15 protein-coding genes are annotated in these 18307 nt (G+C 46.2%); 3 read left to right on the forward strand and 12 right to left on the reverse strand.

The window, feature by feature from the left end; translation table 11 throughout:
• Nucleotides 1-48 precede the first annotated feature (48 nt).
• Nucleotides 49-2109, reverse strand: a complete 2061-nt coding sequence (locus ACT6R0_RS14240) for a CotH kinase family protein (protein WP_444654131.1) — start codon at nt 2107-2109, stop codon at nt 49-51.
• Nucleotides 2110-2326: 217 nt separating this feature from the next.
• Between ACT6R0_RS14240 and ACT6R0_RS14245 the strand changes: the two genes are divergently transcribed.
• On the forward strand, nt 2327-2872 hold the full coding sequence (locus ACT6R0_RS14245) for a DUF6252 family protein (RefSeq protein ID WP_444654129.1): 546 nt from the start codon (nt 2327-2329) through the stop codon (nt 2870-2872).
• A gap of 125 nt (nt 2873-2997) precedes the next feature.
• Here ACT6R0_RS14245 and secA read toward each other — a convergent pair whose 3' ends face one another.
• The 4 genes from secA to ACT6R0_RS14265 form a co-directional block, all read right to left on the reverse strand.
• Complete coding sequence (gene secA / locus ACT6R0_RS14250) at nt 2998-6363, reverse strand: preprotein translocase subunit SecA (protein WP_444654128.1); 3366 nt, start codon at nt 6361-6363, stop codon at nt 2998-3000.
• A 94-nt stretch (nt 6364-6457) separates the two neighbouring features.
• On the reverse strand, nt 6458-6679 hold the full coding sequence (locus ACT6R0_RS14255) for a DUF2795 domain-containing protein (RefSeq protein ID WP_002986941.1): 222 nt from the start codon (nt 6677-6679) through the stop codon (nt 6458-6460).
• A 173-nt stretch (nt 6680-6852) separates the two neighbouring features.
• Nucleotides 6853-7425, reverse strand: coding sequence for a cob(I)yrinic acid a,c-diamide adenosyltransferase (locus tag ACT6R0_RS14260; protein WP_444654126.1), 573 nt, complete (start codon nt 7423-7425; stop codon nt 6853-6855).
• A gap of 93 nt (nt 7426-7518) precedes the next feature.
• The gene (locus ACT6R0_RS14265) at nt 7519-8226 is read right to left on the reverse strand and encodes an ABC transporter ATP-binding protein (RefSeq protein ID WP_444654125.1); all 708 of its coding nucleotides are present in this window, start codon (nt 8224-8226) and stop codon (nt 7519-7521) included.
• 313 nt (nt 8227-8539) lie between these two features.
• On the opposite strand from ACT6R0_RS14265, the gene ACT6R0_RS14270 reads away from it, so the two are divergent.
• Nucleotides 8540-9802, forward strand: a complete 1263-nt coding sequence (locus ACT6R0_RS14270) for a cation:proton antiporter (RefSeq protein ID WP_444654124.1) — start codon at nt 8540-8542, stop codon at nt 9800-9802.
• Between the two features lie 97 nt (nt 9803-9899).
• On the opposite strand, the gene ACT6R0_RS14275 is transcribed toward ACT6R0_RS14270, so the two are convergent.
• Nucleotides 9900-10994 carry a DUF4476 domain-containing protein gene (locus tag ACT6R0_RS14275; protein ID WP_444654123.1) on the reverse strand — a complete coding sequence of 365 codons (1095 nt, stop codon included), beginning with the start codon at nt 10992-10994 and terminating at the stop codon, nt 9900-9902.
• Nucleotides 10995-11181: 187 nt separating this feature from the next.
• Nucleotides 11182-11673, reverse strand: a complete 492-nt coding sequence (locus ACT6R0_RS14280; RefSeq protein WP_444654122.1) for an outer membrane beta-barrel protein — start codon at nt 11671-11673, stop codon at nt 11182-11184.
• Between the two features lie 227 nt (nt 11674-11900).
• On the opposite strand from ACT6R0_RS14280, the gene meaB reads away from it, so the two are divergent.
• The gene (meaB, locus tag ACT6R0_RS14285; RefSeq protein ID WP_444654121.1) at nt 11901-12989 is read left to right on the forward strand and encodes a methylmalonyl Co-A mutase-associated GTPase MeaB; all 1089 of its coding nucleotides are present in this window, start codon (nt 11901-11903) and stop codon (nt 12987-12989) included.
• A gap of 49 nt (nt 12990-13038) precedes the next feature.
• Here meaB and ACT6R0_RS14290 read toward each other — a convergent pair whose 3' ends face one another.
• From ACT6R0_RS14290 to ACT6R0_RS14310, 5 genes are all read right to left on the reverse strand, one after another.
• On the reverse strand, nt 13039-14193 hold the full coding sequence (locus ACT6R0_RS14290; protein ID WP_444654120.1) for a hypothetical protein: 1155 nt from the start codon (nt 14191-14193) through the stop codon (nt 13039-13041).
• Nucleotides 14190-14837: an ATP-binding cassette domain-containing protein gene (locus tag ACT6R0_RS14295; RefSeq protein ID WP_444654118.1), complete on the reverse strand. Its 648-nt coding sequence runs from the start codon at nt 14835-14837 to the stop codon at nt 14190-14192. The genes ACT6R0_RS14290 and ACT6R0_RS14295 overlap by 4 nt, the downstream gene beginning before the upstream one ends.
• Entirely contained in the window at nt 14830-16296 is a 1467-nt protein-coding gene (locus ACT6R0_RS14300) for a DUF4836 family protein (RefSeq protein ID WP_444654116.1), read from the reverse strand. The genes ACT6R0_RS14295 and ACT6R0_RS14300 overlap by 8 nt, the downstream gene beginning before the upstream one ends.
• A gap of 181 nt (nt 16297-16477) precedes the next feature.
• Nucleotides 16478-16708 (reverse strand): hypothetical protein, encoded by a 231-nt coding sequence (locus ACT6R0_RS14305; protein WP_444654115.1) that lies wholly within the window; start codon nt 16706-16708, stop codon nt 16478-16480.
• 11 nt (nt 16709-16719) lie between these two features.
• Nucleotides 16720-18129, reverse strand: a complete 1410-nt coding sequence (locus ACT6R0_RS14310; RefSeq protein ID WP_444654515.1) for an MATE family efflux transporter — start codon at nt 18127-18129, stop codon at nt 16720-16722.
• Nucleotides 18130-18307 lie beyond the last annotated feature (178 nt).

Here is an 18307-nt window from a genome sequence, read left to right on the forward strand (position 1 = left end):
CCAAAGGTTTACAACCTTTGGGGCCTGATAACAGGAATGTTATATTGGCTATTTCCTCACGATCTTCTTTGTTACAGTACTATTTGCACCCGATGCCTTCACAATATACATTCCTGGCGCATATTGCCCCAGATCGAGGTTAACATCGGTTGATGCTGCCTTTTGCGACTGCAGCAGCTTTCCATAAATATCATATACCTCAACAGAATACAGCACCTCAGCTGATCTTACGAACAGTGTGTTGCCTACAGGGTTCGGATAAATAACCGTTGATGATACAGCAGTAAAGCTATCCGCCGAAAGTGCATCTGTTACCGAAGCTACCCAACTCGAAGCAAGGCTGTTGTCAAGATCCGTGGAAACAAGCTGAAGGTAGCTACCGCTTCCGTCAGCATCCGGCCACGGCTCGTCATCATCATATTCTACCACATCTATCACATTGCCAAAACCATCTGCAAGCACCAGCTTTTGGGTGCTGTTCGACAAGTTGCGCTGGAACTGCCCGAACGGTACCACGCCATGCTTAGCTTCAAACACATTTGGATCGCTGGCAATGTAAAGGTTTGCTCCTGCTGCCAATGTTGCATTGACAGGGAATTGGTAAGATATGCCAAGTTCACGCAGGTACACGCCGGTAAGGTCAGCCTCTGTAGTGCCTGCGTTGGTGATCTGTATGAACTCCTGGTCGTCTGACTCGGGGAATTCAGTATTTTCAGATGGATTGTAATGGATCCTGCTGATAACCAATTGCGGCAGCGTAATGTTGCTGCACTCCGCAAAGCTTCCGATGTTGGCATCCATCCATGGCATCCTCTCAAGTATAAAATCTTTGATGATATGTATCTCCATGCCAAGGTCGGGCACCGTACCCCAACGCTGCTGTTCGCGCACAGAGGCTTCCGTGATCAATTCAACAGTGTCGTCGATGAAAGCTTCGACCGAAGCGAAATGAAGCGGCTGCCCCGGCTGGGTAAGTTGGTTCCATCTCCTTGAGAAGTAACATTTATAAGTCGGGTTATTAAACAGGTCGGTCCAGAACTTGGCACCTTCATTGTCTTCATTCGAAAATTGCCATACATCCGGCTGGCTCCTGTCGCCAAACACATCCAGCGCCAGGCTGAGGTTAAAGTCCCATACCGGGCCGGCCCTTAGTTTGCCGCCTTTATCTTTATGAAAAAACGTACTGATCTGGTAGGCATCAACATTTGAGGAAAATTCATTGATGATCATAAAATCAACGAACGTAGGGATATCGATCACTGAAGGGTAACCAGTGGCCACACTTGCATTATTCGCGCCCGTAGTCGACTCTAAGAGCTGGAACTGCCCGTGAATGTAGTCATTCTGTGCAGGTGTAATATTATTTGGCTTAGGCAGTTCATGTATAAAATCCGATGGCCAGCCCTGATAGGAATCCATTTGCCATGCGATTGGGTCGCCGCCTGTTGTTTTATCGGCCTTGGTAATGTAGCCGCCTGTCAGCGCCATTCCCGAAGAAGCCTCTTCATCGATCTCCTCGATATTCACACGTTTGGTATCGTCTTTTATTTTTTCCTGTAAAACGTACAGCCCGCGGTAATCACCATTGATGATCACTTCGCAGTAATGCGTGCGTGTGGCATACTGTCCCATCTGACGGGTAAGGTTGTAGCACAGGTAATCGCGCATTAGTGATGCGTCGAATGCAAGCCCGTTCAATATCCAGTCATTTTCACTTGGCATTCCCAGTAGGCTTACGTTCTTTTTAGTTGTGTCGTTATTTTCATAGGTTGTCCAGCCGTATTGCTTTTTCTCGAGCATTTGCGAGGAGGAACCACGCAGTTCGATCTTGATACGCCCGTTGTAATTGAGGAAAGCCGCATTACTTTGGTCTGTCATGTAGTTGCGCGTACCGTCAGGATGAAAAATGATCTTCATGCTGGCCGGGATCTTCGGGTCATCGGGTATCTCCATCGGTTCCCCGGTATTTGGGTCATTATCAGTAGTAATGATAACGATGGGCAGGTTACTGTCGGTAAAGTTGACCTGCGCATAAGCTAAAGCCTGTATGAAAAGAATCGCTGCCAGTAAGGAATAGCGCCGCAGAGCGTTGGGTAATAGTTGTGTCATAGTCAGATAGATGTTTGATCAAAGATAGTATTAATTTAATGTTAGTTTAAAAATAATTTAACTTGATGATTAAAGATCACATACATTTTACCCTAATAGCAAACGGCAAGTTCCCTGCTCACCGGCATGATATTTATTTTCTCCCCACTATAAAAATTTAATTTTTTAATTAAATTATTCTTTTAAATTTGGCGCTTTAACAACCTAACCTTTATTTATGAAACTTTTAAAACTTGCAGGCCTTTCTTTACTTGCGTGTGCCCTCCACAGTTGTTCTGACGACGACTCTTCGTCTACAGGTGGCACTAATAACGAACCGCAATACGCGATGACCGTTAAGATCAATGGAACACTTTATAACATGACCGCACCACTGGGCGGAAATAATGCATCACAGGGAGGATTTTCAGAATATCCTGATGAAACACACATCCATCTTCAGGGATGGCCTGTCAACCTGGGCATAGGTGCAATGGAAATATCCCTTTATCTCGACAGGAACAACCTTATACCCGGCACATATCCCATAGAAACTGACAGTTCACCCGATGCCACTTTTGATGCCGACCTGATCGACAACACCAATGATGAATTCGAAAGCGCTGTATCAGGAACGATAACTATTACCGAAGTGGATACCACCGCAAAGAAGATCAAAGGGACTTTTCAGTTCAGGACTTCAGATGACCCGTGGGTGGCATCGCCGGTAATTAATTATGATCTGACAGAGGGCACTTTCAATTACGATTATGATCAGGAGTAACAGCCTGAAGCTATAGCTAAAAAACCTGCGATCACTTGCAGGGTTTTATTTTTCAGGCATCCGGAGCACATGATAAAAGCAAAACCCCGCTGGATGCGGGGTTTTATCTGTAAATATGCTTTGTATCACTCGTGTGAGATGATCCACTCACCGGTTGCCAAAAGGCCTTCGGCTTTCTTGAATTTCATGGTTTCGGTCTTGCCACTCATTACGTGCTTGATAGTAACGTTATCGTTGCGATTGATCTTCGGGGCATCCCTGGTAATGGTCTCAGTCACCGGTTGGCGCTGCTGCGATTGCTGTGATGCTTCGCGTGCTGCTGCTGCCATCTCGTCGGTATTCATGATCTCATCCTTAGTTTCGGTATATTGCTCTTGTTTAGGAGCCTGCTGCTGTCTTGCCTCCTGGATGTTGTTCGGGTTCTGCGAAGGCAGGTCGCCCTTGAACAGGAACGATATCACTTCCTTGTTGATCGCCTCGATCGACTTCCTGAACAGGTTGAACGCCTCAAACTTATAAATAAGCAGCGGGTCCTTCTGCTCGTGTACGGCCAACTGCACCGACTGCTTGAGCTCATCCATTTTACGAAGGTGTTTCTTCCACGCCTCGTCTACAATGGCAAGAGTAATGTTCTTTTCAAAATCAGTTATCAGCGACTTGCCCTGGCTTTGGTAAGCTTTCTCAAGGTTGGTCACTACGTTCAGTGTCTTGATGCCATCAGTGAACGGAACAACGATACGCTCATACTGGCCGTTGTTGTTCTCGTACACATTGCTTATCACCTGGAAAGCCTCAGTAGCATTGCGCTCTGTCTTTTCATTGTAAGCCTCTGTCACCGCCCTGTACACTTTACCCGCTATCTCCATTTCCGACAGCTTCAGGAACTCCTGTTCTGTTATCGGTGAGGTTATAGAGAATGTGCGTATCAGTTCGAACTCAAAGTTCTTATAGTCATTATTGGCTTTGCTTTGTTCGGCAATCACCTCAGCAGTATCATACATCATGTTCGCAATATCCACTTTAAGGCGCTCGCCCTCCAGTGCATGCTTCCTGCGCTTGTATACCACCTCACGCTGCGAGTTCATTACGTCATCATATTCCAACAGGCGCTTACGCACACCAAAGTTGTTCTCTTCAACCTTTTTCTGGGCACGCTCTATGGATTTTGTCATCATTGAGTGCTGGATCACTTCGCCCTCTTTAAGGCCCATACGGTCCATGATCTTGGCAACCCTTTCGGAACCGAACAAACGCATCAGGTTATCTTCAAGCGATACGTAGAACTGCGAGCTTCCCGGATCACCTTGGCGTCCTGCACGTCCGCGCAGCTGCCTGTCTACACGTCTTGAGTCGTGGCGCTCTGTACCTATGATAGCAAGTCCGCCTTTGGCCTTAACTTCCGGCGTAAGCTTGATATCGGTACCACGTCCGGCCATGTTGGTGGCTATTGTTACCACGCCCGGCATACCGGCTTCGGCAACGATCTCGGCCTCTTTTTTATGGAGTTTCGCGTTCAGTACGTTATGGTTCACGTTCCTCATTTTAAGCATACGGCTCAAAAGCTCGGATATCTCTACCGATGTCGTACCGATAAGTACCGGCCTACCTGCATTAGAAAGTTCGGTAACGTCTTCAATAACGGCGTTGAACTTTTCGCGCATGGTGCGGTATATCAGGTCATTGTGGTCCTTACGCGAAATACCCCTGTTGGTAGGTATCTCCACAACATCCAACTTGTATATTTCCCAGAATTCACCTGCCTCGGTCACAGCGGTACCGGTCATACCGGCCAGCTTTTTATACATCCTGAAATAGTTTTGCAGGGTAATGGTAGCAAAAGTCTGCGTTACGGCCTCGATCTTTACGTTCTCCTTGGCCTCTATAGCCTGGTGAAGCCCGTCAGAATAGCGCCTTCCGTCCATGATACGGCCAGTCTGCTCATCTACGATCATGATCTTGTTCTCCATGATCACGTACTCAACGTCCTTCTCGAACAAAGTGTACGCCTTAAGCAACTGCGTAAGCGTATGGATACGCTCGCTCTTCACGCCAAAATCCTTGAAAAGCACTTCTTTCATTTCTACTTCCTCTTCTTTCGGAAGGCCTTTCTTTTCAATGTTGGCAATTTCGGTACCAATGTCCGGAAGCACGAAGAAGTGCTCATCCGTATCCTGCGAAAGGAACTTGATACCATTATCGGTAAGTTCTACCTGGTTGTTTTTCTCTTCAATAACAAAGTAGAGCGCCTCATCGATCTTGTGCATGTCGCGGTTGTTATCCTGCATGTACTGGTTCTCGGTCTTCTGCAGCAATTGCTTCACGCCTTCCTCACTAAGGAACTTGATAAGCGCCTTGTTCTTTGGCAAACCACGGTGCACCCTTAACAAAAGGAACCCGCCTTCTTTCGTCTTGCCTTCACGTATCAGTTTTTTGGCTTCGGCCAAAACACCGTTCAGCAATGTCCTTTGCAGGTTAACAAGGTGATCCACCTTAGGCTTAAGCTCATTGAACTCGTGGCGGTCACCCTGTGGCACCGGCCCGGATATGATGAGCGGCGTACGTGCGTCATCGATCAATACAGAATCCACCTCATCCACGATCGCATAGTTGTGCTTACGCTGAACAAGGTCTTCCGGCGAATGCGCCATGTTATCCCTCAGGTAGTCAAAACCGAATTCATTATTGGTACCATAAGTAATGTCAGCAGCATACGCTTTCCTCCTGCCGTTGGAGTTGGGCTGGTGGTTGTCGATACAATCTACCGTAAGGCCGTGGAACTCGAACAGCGGCGCTTTCCAGGTGCTGTCGCGTCGTGCCAGGTAGTCGTTCACCGTTACAAGGTGCACACCCATGCCCGGAAGCGCGTTAAGGTATAACGGAAGGGTAGCCACAAGGGTCTTACCTTCACCTGTCTGCATTTCGGATATTTTACCCTGGTGCAGTACCATACCGCCTATCAGCTGCACGTCGTAGTGTATCATGTCCCAGGTAATCTCTTTACCTGCGGCATTCCACGAGTTGGCCCAAACGGCGTTGTCGCCCTCAAGCTGTATGTATGTTTTTGTAGCCGAAAGCTCCCTGTCAAGCGGGGTGGCAGCAACCGAAATGGAGGTATTCTCCTTAAAGCGCCGCGCAGTTTCCTTAACCACGGCAAAAGCTTCAGGAAGGATATCCAGTAATACTTTCTCGGTAATGTCATACGCCTCTTTCTCAAGAGCATCTATCGAGGCATAGATATCCTCACGGGCATCAATGTCCTCCGTTTTTTCAACCTCCTGGAGGTACGAAGCTATTTTCGCGTCCTTATCGGCACGGGCCTCGCGTATCTTATCTTTAAAGAAGATGGTCTTTGCCCTAAGCTCGTCATGCGAAAGCTGCGAAAGCGGGCCCTCAAATGCCTTAGCCTTGTTGATATAGGGCTGTATGGCCTTGATGTCTTTTTGCGACTTATCGCCCACAAAGGCTTTAAGTATGCTGTTTAATAAACTCATTATATCTGTAATTACTTAAATTGTATCAAATTAAGGTGCAAATTTAACCAAAAAAAAAGCCTCCTGAAAGAGACTTTTCCATTGATCTTATTTGCTAGTATTCGTCCTCGTTCCAAAGATAATCTTCGTCCGTCGGATAATCCGGCCATATCTCTTCCATTGATTCATATATCTCGCCTTCGTCTTCAATGGATTGAAGGTTTTCTACCACCTCCAGCGGCGCACCGGTCCTGATGGCATAATCAATAAGCTCATCTTTTGTAGCCGGCCACGGGGCATCACTTAAATAAGACGCCAGTTCTAATGTCCAATACATCTGTTAACGGTTAAAGTTTATGCAAAAATAATTTTTCTAACGAAATAGTCAAGTAAAAAGTATTTTATTTTACTTAAAAAGTATAAGAACGTTTTTTTCAGTGTTCAGTCGCAGTCACAGCTTGCAGTTTCCCTGCTTTGTAAAACTACTATTCACTCTGTTGCGACTGGAAACTACAATTTTTCAGGTATCCACTTCACTTCGTCAGCCTGCAGGTCATGTGACAACTTCCGTGCCAGTACAAAAAGGTAGTCAGAAAGTCGGTTAAGGTATGTCAAAACCAGTATATCTACAGGCTCGATATCGTTCAAGTGCACCGAAAGGCGCTCTGCACGGCGGCAAACACACCTTGCGATATGACAGTATGACACGGTAGTATGTCCACCAGGCAGCACAAAGTGCGTCATTGGCGGCAGCGTGGTTTCCATGGCGTCGATCTCATTTTCAAGTAATTCTATATCGGCTTCAGAGATCTTAGGTATGTTCAGGCGCTCTTTGCCATTCTTCAGGATCTCTTTTGCCGGAGGTGTTGCCAATATGGCGCCTACCGTGAACAGCCTGTCCTGCACACGTATGAGTATTTGCTTATGATCGGGATCGATGTCCTGATCGCGTATCAGCCCGATGTAGGAATTGAGCTCGTCTACCGTGCCGTAGCTTTCTATGCGTATGTGGTGCTTTGGTACGCGGTCGCCCCCAAAAAGGGAAGTTGTGCCTTTGTCACCGGTTTTGGTGTATACTTTCATAAGCCTTACCCCCCGCCCTCTCCAAAGGAGAGGGAGCTGCTCACTCCTGCGGATATTGGGTCGTATTAATTTTAATATTTTTATTTACCGACTTCAATTCCCCTTTTGGGGGTTAGGATTCACTTTATCGGTCTCTATCACGCCGTCCCTGAGGCGGATCACGCGGTGGGCGTAGGCGGCAATGTCTTCTTCGTGAGTCACAAGGATCACAGTGTTGCCATTGGCATGTATCTCCCCGAACAGCTTCATGATCTCGACCGATGTTTTACTGTCAAGGTTACCCGTTGGCTCATCGGCAAGTATTATGGAAGGGCTGTTTACCAATGCCCTTGCTACTGCCACCCTTTGCCTCTGCCCTCCCGATAGTTGGTTGGGCTTGTGGTCCATCCTGTCGGACAATCCCACCTGGGTGAGCACTTTTGTTGCCCGGGCATTACGTTCCGGCTTTTTATACCCGGCATATACCATGGGCAGGGCCACATTGTCCAGTGCTGTCGTACGCGGCAGCAGATTGAACGTCTGGAACACGAAGCCGATCTCCTTATTACGTATACCGGCCAGTTCGTCATCACGCATTTGGCTTACCGGTTTTCCATTAAGGATATAACTCCCGGAAGTTGGCGTATCCAGGCATCCCAGCAGGTTCATCAGTGTACTTTTCCCTGAACCCGACGGCCCCATCAGCGCTACATATTCGCCTTTGTTTATGGTAAGGTCGATGCCTTTCAGCACATTAACCGTCTCGCTTCCCATCTGGAAATCGCGGGTTATGCCTTTTATGTCTATTATCGGTTGTGACATGTTTGTATTTTGAACGCTAAAAGTAAGGATTTTTATTTTATGTTATTCATTATCATAGAAAGATGGAACTCCGATCAAGCGTATCGGGCTGCTCCGCACCGATCTAAAGCATGAGTACTTTAAGATAAAGATATAATTAATGAAGAGTGGAAGATTTCCGATTTGCGCGATCCGTGTCATACGCTTTCTTTTTGTCCGCAAAGCAATGCTAAAACTGCAACCATGACCGTTACTATTAGTAGGATATAAAGTCAACTTTCGCTATTTTCGCAAAAGTCGATATTTTTTATACCTAAAATTACTTTACACGCCTATGGAGTTGTATTATTCATTATCGGTACTCATAGTACTGGCCTCTTTTTTTGCTTATCTTAATGTACGTTTCCTCAGGCTGCCATCAACCATTGGTGTCATGGTCATTGCCATGGCAGTTTCTATTTTCCTGGTAGTTTTCGGAAAGGTTTTCCCCGGTACTCTTACACGCATTTCGGGCCTCATAGCAGGCTTCGACTTTACTGAGCTCCTCATGGGGGCGATGCTTAACTTCCTGCTTTTTGCGGGAGCTGTACACATTAACCTGAAAGACCTCCGCGAACAGCGTGCACCCATCATGGTGTTCTCTACGGTCAGCGTGATCATATCCACTTTTGCAGTAGGCACGCTTGTCTATTTCATACCCATTAAAGGCCTCGAGATACCCTATATCTACTGCCTGCTCTTTGGGGCGCTCATCTCCCCTACCGACCCGGTGGCCGTACTCAGCATACTGAAAGGCGCGAACGTACGCAAGAGCCTTGAGACCAAGATCGCCGGCGAATCGCTTTTTAACGATGGCGTAGCCGTAGTGCTGTTCGCGGTTATCCTGCAATTGGCACAGGGCACTTCGGAAGACCTTACTGTGATGCATGTACTGTGGCTGCTGGTACGCGAAGCGGGCGGCGGATTCGTGCTCGGCGTGCTGTTGGGCGTTACCGCATCCAGAGCGCTTCGAAGAATCGATGATTACAAGGTATCAGTACTCATTACGCTATCGGTAGTAATGGGCGGGTACCTCATCGCGCGGGAGATGCACATTTCCGGACCAATTACCATGGTATTCGCGGGGATAATCATCGGAAACTTCAAAAAGCGTTTTATAATGTCGAGCGTTACGAAGGACTACCTCGATAAATTCTGGGAACTGAACGACGAGATACTCAACGCCATCCTGTTCCTTTTCATCGGCTTTGAATTGCTATTAATAAAAGACATCAATAACTACTGGTTCGCAGGATTGGCATGCATAGTCCTTGTGCTTTTTTCAAGATTTATATCAATATGGCTCCCTACCAAGTTCATTCCCTTCCGGGAGAAGTTCAGCAAGGGTACCATAAAAATATTGGTTTGGGGAGGATTGCGTGGCGGTGTATCTATCGCGCTGGCACTTTCCATTGCCGAAGGGCCTTATAAGAACGTGATCATTGCCATCACTTATATCGTTGTGGTATTCTCCATCATAGCGCAGGGGCTGTCTATCGGCAGGGTAGCTACCAGGGCGCTGGCAAAGGAAACTGCTGCCGCAAAAGCCCAAGGTTAAGAATGATCGCTATTATAAAATAAGAGAGCCGTAGCAATGCTACGGCTCTCTTATTTTATAATTAAGGATGTGATCATACCAAATTAAAAACTGAAAATTACTTCTGCGCCTTCACAAAGTTGCTAAGTTCGTTCTTGCTGCTGTCGAAGTTAAAAGAACTCCCCAGCTTGTAGTAGTTGTTCTTGTCAGTACAATGATCGTAAGCATATTTAGCGAGCTCCAGCCTGCTTTCCTCAAAGTTGATCAGCTTCAATATCTCTGCGACTTGGTTGGTATTAACACAGTTGGTCATCATGATCTGCTGTGCTATAGAAACTTTCGTATCGTCAAAGTTACCGTTCTTGATCGCTTTTTTGGCCTCTTCAAAATCGGCATTGCCCATGGCATTCATGCATGGTTTAGGACCATTATTGTTATTGCCGTAGCCGTTATTACCATTGTTGTTGTTATTGTTATAGCCACCAATATTATTGTGGTGGCCACCATTGCCATTACCGCCATTGTTACCATGATGGCCGCCATTGTTGTAGCCGCCATTGTTACCATTGTTGTTATAACCGCCGTTATTACCGTAACCGCTATTGTTGTTATAACCACCATTGTTATTACCTCCACCTGTAGTAGTGGTTGTTGTGGTAGTGGTCGTAGTACCGCCTGAACCGCCACCGGCAGACATGTTCACATTGAACCCGCCCATATTTACGTTCATGCCAAAAGCATCAGAATCGTCAATGGTCACAGTTTCCGTTTGGGTCACTATCACACCATGCTGGTCCATATACATGTCATGGGGATGGCCATAAACGTAAACTGGGGTGTTACGTGGTCGTACCATGTTTTGTTCCGCTGGGATAGAAGAATAAAAATTAAGCGTGCGCTTGCCCTTTTTATTCTTAATGCGGTAGGTCACGTCCTCCAATACACCATCAACATCTTCAATAGTGAGCGTCTTTTTAGTGATCGATGCTATTTTTGGGTTCTCGAAAACGATCTTGCAGCTGTAGTATGGATTGGGCAGCTCCTCCACACGAACGTTGGTTAGTGCCTCATCATTATACCGTTCGCCGTTAAGCTCAAGGTAAAACCTGGTACCGTCTTCAGAGAATACGGTAAGATTTCCGGTCTGCATGCGTTGTGCCATCATTGGCAGGGCAGAAAAAAGGAACAGATAGAGTAAAGTTATTTTTTTCATGTGTTCGGGTTTTGAATTGGCAAATGTAATTTTTTTAAATAATAATTTAAGATTTATTTAACAATAAACAAATCGCGTGCCAAAACCCTTCGATAATAATAACACAGTAGTTGCCAGTTTAATTTTTTAAAGCAAAAGCCGCTTCCCAATACTGGGAAACGGCTCGCACAAAACTAACGGATATCTGCTAAAACTTATACCCCACGCCTAAGAACATACCGCTTAGTGCCACATCGCCCATCCCGATGGAATACCTTGCCTGTACATCAAAGTTCTCGGTAATGTCGTACGATGCACCAAGGTCGATGTTCACCTTGAACTTGTCCTCTTCGGCATCAAGCAGGTAGTTCATGTCCGGGCCTGCAAGCACACTGAAGCTGCCAAAGCTGTATTTGGCCAGCACCGGTACGCTAAGCGAGTTAAAATCTTTGATCGAGACATACAGCACCTCAGGCTGTACGGCAAAGCTCTCGGAAATGCCTAATTCGGCGAAAGCACCAATAAAGAAGCCGGTCTCTGACGAAGATACCGTGCTCTCGTCACCTGTTATAGGGTTAACGTAAGCCACCTTCATCGAGGCAAAATCGACACCCGCGCGGGCGCCAAATTTTGTTTCCTGTGCCGATACTGCAAAGGTACCCGCCATTAGCAAACCTGTAAAGAATAATTTTTTCATCATCGGAATATTAAATTGGTTTATAATGTCCAAAATTATTCCATGAAGGTAGCCGCGGCAATACGATATATGCCGTATATTACTTTTCAGATAAACAAAACCCTGCACCCTAACTTTATTCCTTTCACAGCTTGCAATTATTCATTTCATATCCTTCGTACATGAAAAATATCGCAATTAGCAGCTAACCATACAAAAAACCTTATTTTTACTTCTCATAAACCAGTAACGTGGACACACCCAAACCCAATAAAAGCGCACTCCATGAAATTAACGGCATAGAACAGCCGGAGAGCATTAGCCTTGAGGTCGTTGCGCACATTACACAAATGCGGAAAAAACAGCCCTCCGCAAATGAACTTGTGCAGGGGATATTGAATGGGGATAAAACCGCCCTTAGCCGTGCCATAACACTAGTAGAGAGTACCAACCCCACCCACCTGGAAAAAGCCAATGTAGTTATAGCGCAATGCCTGCTTCATGCGGACAAATCGGTGCGGATAGGGATAACAGGTGTGCCGGGCGTAGGGAAGAGCACTTTTATAGAGGCTTTCGGGAAACACCTTACCTCATTGGGATGCAAAGTTGCGGTACTGGCCGTTGACCCGAGCAGCTCGCTATCGCACGGCAGCATACTGGGCGACAAGACACGGATGGAGGAACTTGTAAAAGATGACAATGCCTATATAAGGCCATCAGCATCGGGTGAGACACTGGGTGGCGTGGCCCGCAAGACCCGCGAAGCCATTATCCTTTGCGAGGCCTGCGGGTTCGATACCATCATAATTGAGACCGTTGGCGTAGGCCAGAGCGAGACGGCAGTACACAGCATGGTCGATTTTTTCCTTCTGCTGCAAATAGCAGGCGCGGGCGATGAACTGCAGGGCATTAAGCGGGGCATTATGGAAATGGCCGACCTCATTGTGATCAACAAGGCTGATGGCGATAACATCAAAAGGGCTAGGCTGGCAAAAACGGAGTTCAATCGGGCATTGCACCTGTTCCCTGCCAAAGCCTCAGGATGGCAGCCCACTGTAACCACCTGCAGCGCCATAACCCATGAAGGCATAGCCGAAATATGGCAAACTATTAGCAGGTATTTTGAGCAGGTTAAGGAAAATGGCTTTTTCGGCATCCGCCGAAGCGAGCAGAACAGCTACTGGCTTACCGAAACCATCAATGAGCAGTTACTGGGACGGTTTTACAATGACACAGAGATCTCGGGATCATTAGAGGATACAAAAATAGCGGTACAGGAGAACAGGATGTCGCCTTTTAGCGCGGCAAAGGTTTTGCTTGAGAAATATTTCAGATCTTAGATCTCAGATCAAGCTTCACTCAAATCTTATATTCTACGACTAACCACTATTAAAACCTCCACGACCTTATCAGCCAGCGGTAGATCAAAAGGTTCACTATCAGGAAAACTATCAATGGTACGATCAATACCAATGCCCACATGTAGAGCCATATATACGGCGACAGCAGCCCCTGGGTTATTTCGGCTGTCCCAAGATAGTACTGCCCTACCGATACTGCAATAAGACACAGCAACATGACGATGCCTACATTGATGCTGAAATGACGGCTGATGCTGCTCACCATTTTGCGTGGCGAATAGCCCAGTGAGTATTTAATAGATACTTCCTCCTGCTTTTCAAGGAATTCCATTTTAATGAAGTTGATGATAATGAAAAGGCACAGCAGGAATATGAACGCCCCAATAAACGCAATGGCATTGAGCACCAGGAACAGCTTGCTCTTGATCTTGGCCGAACGCAGGGACTCCTGATTGGACTCATACCCCTTTTCTCCCATTTTTTCGATAAGCCCCTGATCGGAGGCATCGTTTACCTTTACCAGCACGCGTGTGAAGATGTCCTTATGGTCCCTGCTAAAATCCTGGGTGGCATTGATCGAGTCCAAAAAATGCTTGGGCACAAGCACTGAATGTATCCTGTCGGACAGGCCTATCAATTTTCCTTTATACCTGAGATTCTTATCTTTTAGCCTCAGGTTGATATTTACCTCTATCTTCTTAGCAAAGTCTTCGGTGATCTGTGGCAATCCCTGGTTAAGCGCAAAGCCGTAGTTGTACAGGTTGAGGTATTCCCTGGAAATAACGATCGGGATGGTATTGTTCTCAACCTTAAATTCGGAAAGGTCCTCAATATCTATCGCGGCATCGTCAACCGCTTCCAGGTACATGTCGGTATAGAACGGGATGAAGTCACCACCGTCTGCCGACACCTTAAAGTCATTCGACACTACCGGGTACACATCCTTGACTTCTTCCCATTTGCTAATGCTGTCTATCTGTTCCCTGTTGAACCCAATAAGTTCTTTCCTCCCAATGTTATCAGGCGTTATGGCCTTCGACATGGTGATCCAGTAATTGGCATCGCTGCTTTTGCTGCCAAACATGGCATTGGCATTTACATATAGCTGGATGCAGCTCAGCACCAACGCAAAGGCGAGGAACAGCCCAAGGTAAAGGAAAGCGAATTTGGTAAACTTTTTCATAGGTTCAATTTCCGGCAATCATGCCCGAACGGAAGGTCGTTGAGTTCAAAGAATATCACCGCGCTGCCGCTTTGCGCTGCAACTGAGGTAATAAGGCCGTAGGCATTTTTCTTGTTATTAAGGTCGAGGTGGCTGAAGCATTCATCATACACCAGAAAGTCGGCGGGGTTGATGAGGCTCCTCAATATGGCCGAACGCTGGCGCTCGCCATAAGAGCAATTCTTTGCCTTTTTGTCCAGAAGCGGCTGGATGCCCAGCGTCGTGGCATAAGACTGCAGCTTTTCCTCAAAGGCCGAATTTTTTTTTGCGAAGGTGCGCAACAGCACATTCTCCCGGATAGTAAGATCGGGTATCAGGCGTACGTCCTGGAACAGGAGCTGTATGCCGTTCTTACGGAAGCCCACCACCTGCTCTACCGATTGTGTTTTGAGGCTCACGCCATCGTAGCTTATCGTGCCGTCATACTCAAAATGGTTGCCAAGCATCGCGGTGGCAAGTGTCGACTTACCGCTTCCGGAAGGGGCGATCACCAGGTAGTGGCCGCCCTTTTCGAAAGTTGTCCTATGATTCCATATGGATGTCGATCCAATGGTTTTCGGGGTAAAATATTTTGGCGAAATGCCGTCCAGCACAATGCTATTCATATCCGAAGATGTAGTGTAGGGCGTTTTTCTTATCCTTGTCAAGCTTGATAACCGTTTCGGATGAAGCGTTGCCGCCGTCTACTTTTGTTGTAGACTCTATACTAACGACCTTTGCTTTGGCCTTTCCTTCAAATCCTTTATTGAAATCCTCGCCGGTTGCCCATGAGTAGCTGTTCACACCCGAAACTTTATTCAGCTTTTTGTTGGCAGCTGCCTTGTTATCCTTCAATAGCTGTAACTGGCTGTCTTCTGTAGCAAATACCAGCACCTCTTTGTTGTGGAACATTTTTGCGTAATACCTAAGGCTTTCTTCAGAAACTATGGCATCGATAAGCTTATTGGCTTTATCACCATTGATACCCAATGCTACTACACCGCTTGGTTTAGGGTAGGCATACGGATCATTCGGATCAACAGGCTGTTCCGCGAACAAGGCGAACGCATAGTTCCCGTTAAGTGCGGCCGCAATGTCTTCCATCTTAAGGCCTTTATATTCCAATACCTGGTTCACTATCGGCTCGAAACCTGCTTCCTTCACAAAGTATTTCACAAAATCAAGGCTAAAAAAACCAACACTGTACATCTTGGCCTGATTGATATCGATATTTTTTACGACATTGTAATCAACACCTTTGCTGTCATAGTATTTCTTAACCAGTTTCTGCATCTCGTCATTAAAGAACGTATTGGTCTTGAAATCGATCTTGCCCTTATCAAAATTAAGGCTCATGCCACAGCCTGCATCTACAAGCAGTTTATTTACAGCGAGCGTTTCAATGTAACCCCTTGATACCGTGTTCACCACACTGTAGATATTTATCCACGCATTAACATCCGCATCGGCTTCAAGCGATTTCTCGATCTGTGTGATCATACCTTCTTTTTCAGTACCTTTCCTTTCCCAGAAAGCGGTGTAGAATTTTTCGGTAGCCTCACCATCGCCGGCCGGCATAGCACCTCCGCCCATCATGCCAGCCATTGGATTGCCAACAGTCCTCGAAAGCACCATCATGCCATCCTTTATACTGCCAATAAGCTTTTTATCAGAATAAATAAGGTTCTTGCCCTGGTCGATGCTGATCTTTGTTTCAGATATTTTAGAGAAGTTCTTTGTAAATTTAGCCTCGTCATCCAGCCACCCGATAAATGAGAACGAGAACTGGTCCTTATCCTTATCCGTCACCATGTACATTGGCTTTTCGATGTCGATACCGTTATCCTTCGCATTCATGAACAGGTCCATTTTTTCTTTTTCAGAAGCGGAGAATTTGTTCGACTTATCGTTCATTATCTCCTTTTTAGGAAGCTTCCCATCGATTTTGCCGAGGTTCACCTTTACGATGGCAAGGGTGTTATCAGTAGTGTATCCAAGGATAACATCATCGGTATTGTCACCTCCGCACGAAACGGCTAAAAGCCCCACTGAGAACATCAGGAAGCCGTAAATAATTCTTTTCATGGTTTTAATTGGTTATATTTTTTACAAACATAATTTTTTTCCTTTGGTTTACCACTAAACACCCTGATCTTTTTATAAAAAAGACAGCCGGGTCAGGCTGTCTTATATATATTATATCGTCACAATAATTGCATTGCAGATCTCAGGGCTCTTATATAACTAAACAGATCTGGGCAGGTTGCTAATTCTTCTCGTAGCGCTCCATTTCTCTGTCATAAAATTCCCCGGCAGCCACGATGAGGCCTTCCATTTCGGCATTCAGTTCGTTCTCATCAAGATCTTCGGGTTCTTCCAGGAACTCCACCTCATCATCCTTAAGATTGATGATAAATCGCGGGTAATCCAGGTGGATGATGAAAATATCCTCAGGAAAATCGGTATTATCGGCCAGTACGAATTTTGGTAACTCCATATTATTTTGTTTCAGGTTTCAGGTTTCAGGTTTAAAGTTTTAGGTCCCTCTTCGTTGCGGATTAGCTTATTGGTAAGATAATTAAAGCGAAGATACAAAAATAATGCGGCAGCAGTAAGCCCCGCAAGCAATCCTATCCAGATGCCGGTACCTTTTAGCGATGTATGCAGCCCCAGGTAATAGGAGATCGGGAAGCCGATAAGCCAATAAGACACAAAGGTTATTACTGTGGGTATTTTTACATCCTGTATACCGCGCAGCGCGCCAAGCACGACCACCTGCACGCCATCTGACAATTGGAATACTGCCGCGACAAGTATTAAGGTTGACGCAATGCCGATCACTTCGGTATTATCGGCAACCTGCAGGGTATTTTCCATGTTCAGGAACAAATGCGGCAGAAATTGGTGGAAAGCCACAAAGAGCAGCGCAAATACAGCTTCGACAATGATCACCAGCAAAAATACCGAACGCGCCACGGTGCGCAGGTTGGCATAGTTCCCCTGTCCTTTATTGTTTCCCACACGCACCATCGCTGCTACGCTGAACCCCATAGCAAACATAAATGTCATCGAAGCCATGCTGAGCGCGATCTGGTTAGCTGCCTGGTTGTTCTTACCCAAAAAGCCCGATAGCCATACGGCAGTGGTAAACAACGCTACTTCGAAAAGCATTTGCATTGATGATGGCAAACCCAGTGCCACTATCTTTTTGAGCATTGATCTTTTTATTTCGCTGAAGCTGAAATTTTGGAAGTACTGCTTCAGTTTATGGTTGTGCGAAAGCAGGTAATGCATGTATACGACCATGGCCGTACGCGATACGACCGTACCGATAGCTGCCCCCATAATACCCATTTTAGGGAAGAACCACACGCCATAGATGAGGAAATAGTTGATCACTACGTGAAGTACGTTCGAAAATATGGCGGCGTACATATCGTACTTGGTCAGCGACATGCCATCGGCAAATTGCTTGTATCCCTGGAATATGACCACGGGAATGAGCGAAAAACCTACCCAGTCGATGTAAGGCGAGGCCAATGCGATCACCTCCGGCTGCTGGTTCATCAGGTACATGAGCGGCTTGGCAAGGGTGACCAAGCCAAAAAGGAACAACCCCAGAACGGTGCATAGCAACAGTCCGTGATGGAATGCCGAACGGACCAGCGAATTGTCTTTAGCACCGTCGCCCTGTGCCACAATAGGTGTAATGGCCGTGGAAAAGCCAATACCTACCGACATAGCGATGAACACGATGCTGTTGCCCAGCGAAACAGCGGCAAGTTCAGTACTCCCCAGCCTGCCTACCATAATATTGTCTACTACTGTGATAAGGGTATGGCCCAGCATCCCAACAATTACGGGATACGCTAATGTAATGTTCGCCCTGAATTCCTTAGTATATTGAGAAAAACCCACCTTTATTTTTTTCGGCAAAGGTAATTTTAAAGTTCGCATGTAAGATAATCAAATGATAAAAACTTATGGTTCATCACCTTACATACTATTCCTGTTAATTTTATTATTTCATTACCAATTAATTAACGAAATATTGGAATTAACAGTAAAATCGTTACAGTAATTTTACACCAACTAA

Source organism: Flavobacterium sp., from assembly GCF_052437795.1.
Lineage (GTDB): Bacteria > Bacteroidota > Bacteroidia > Flavobacteriales > Flavobacteriaceae > Flavobacterium.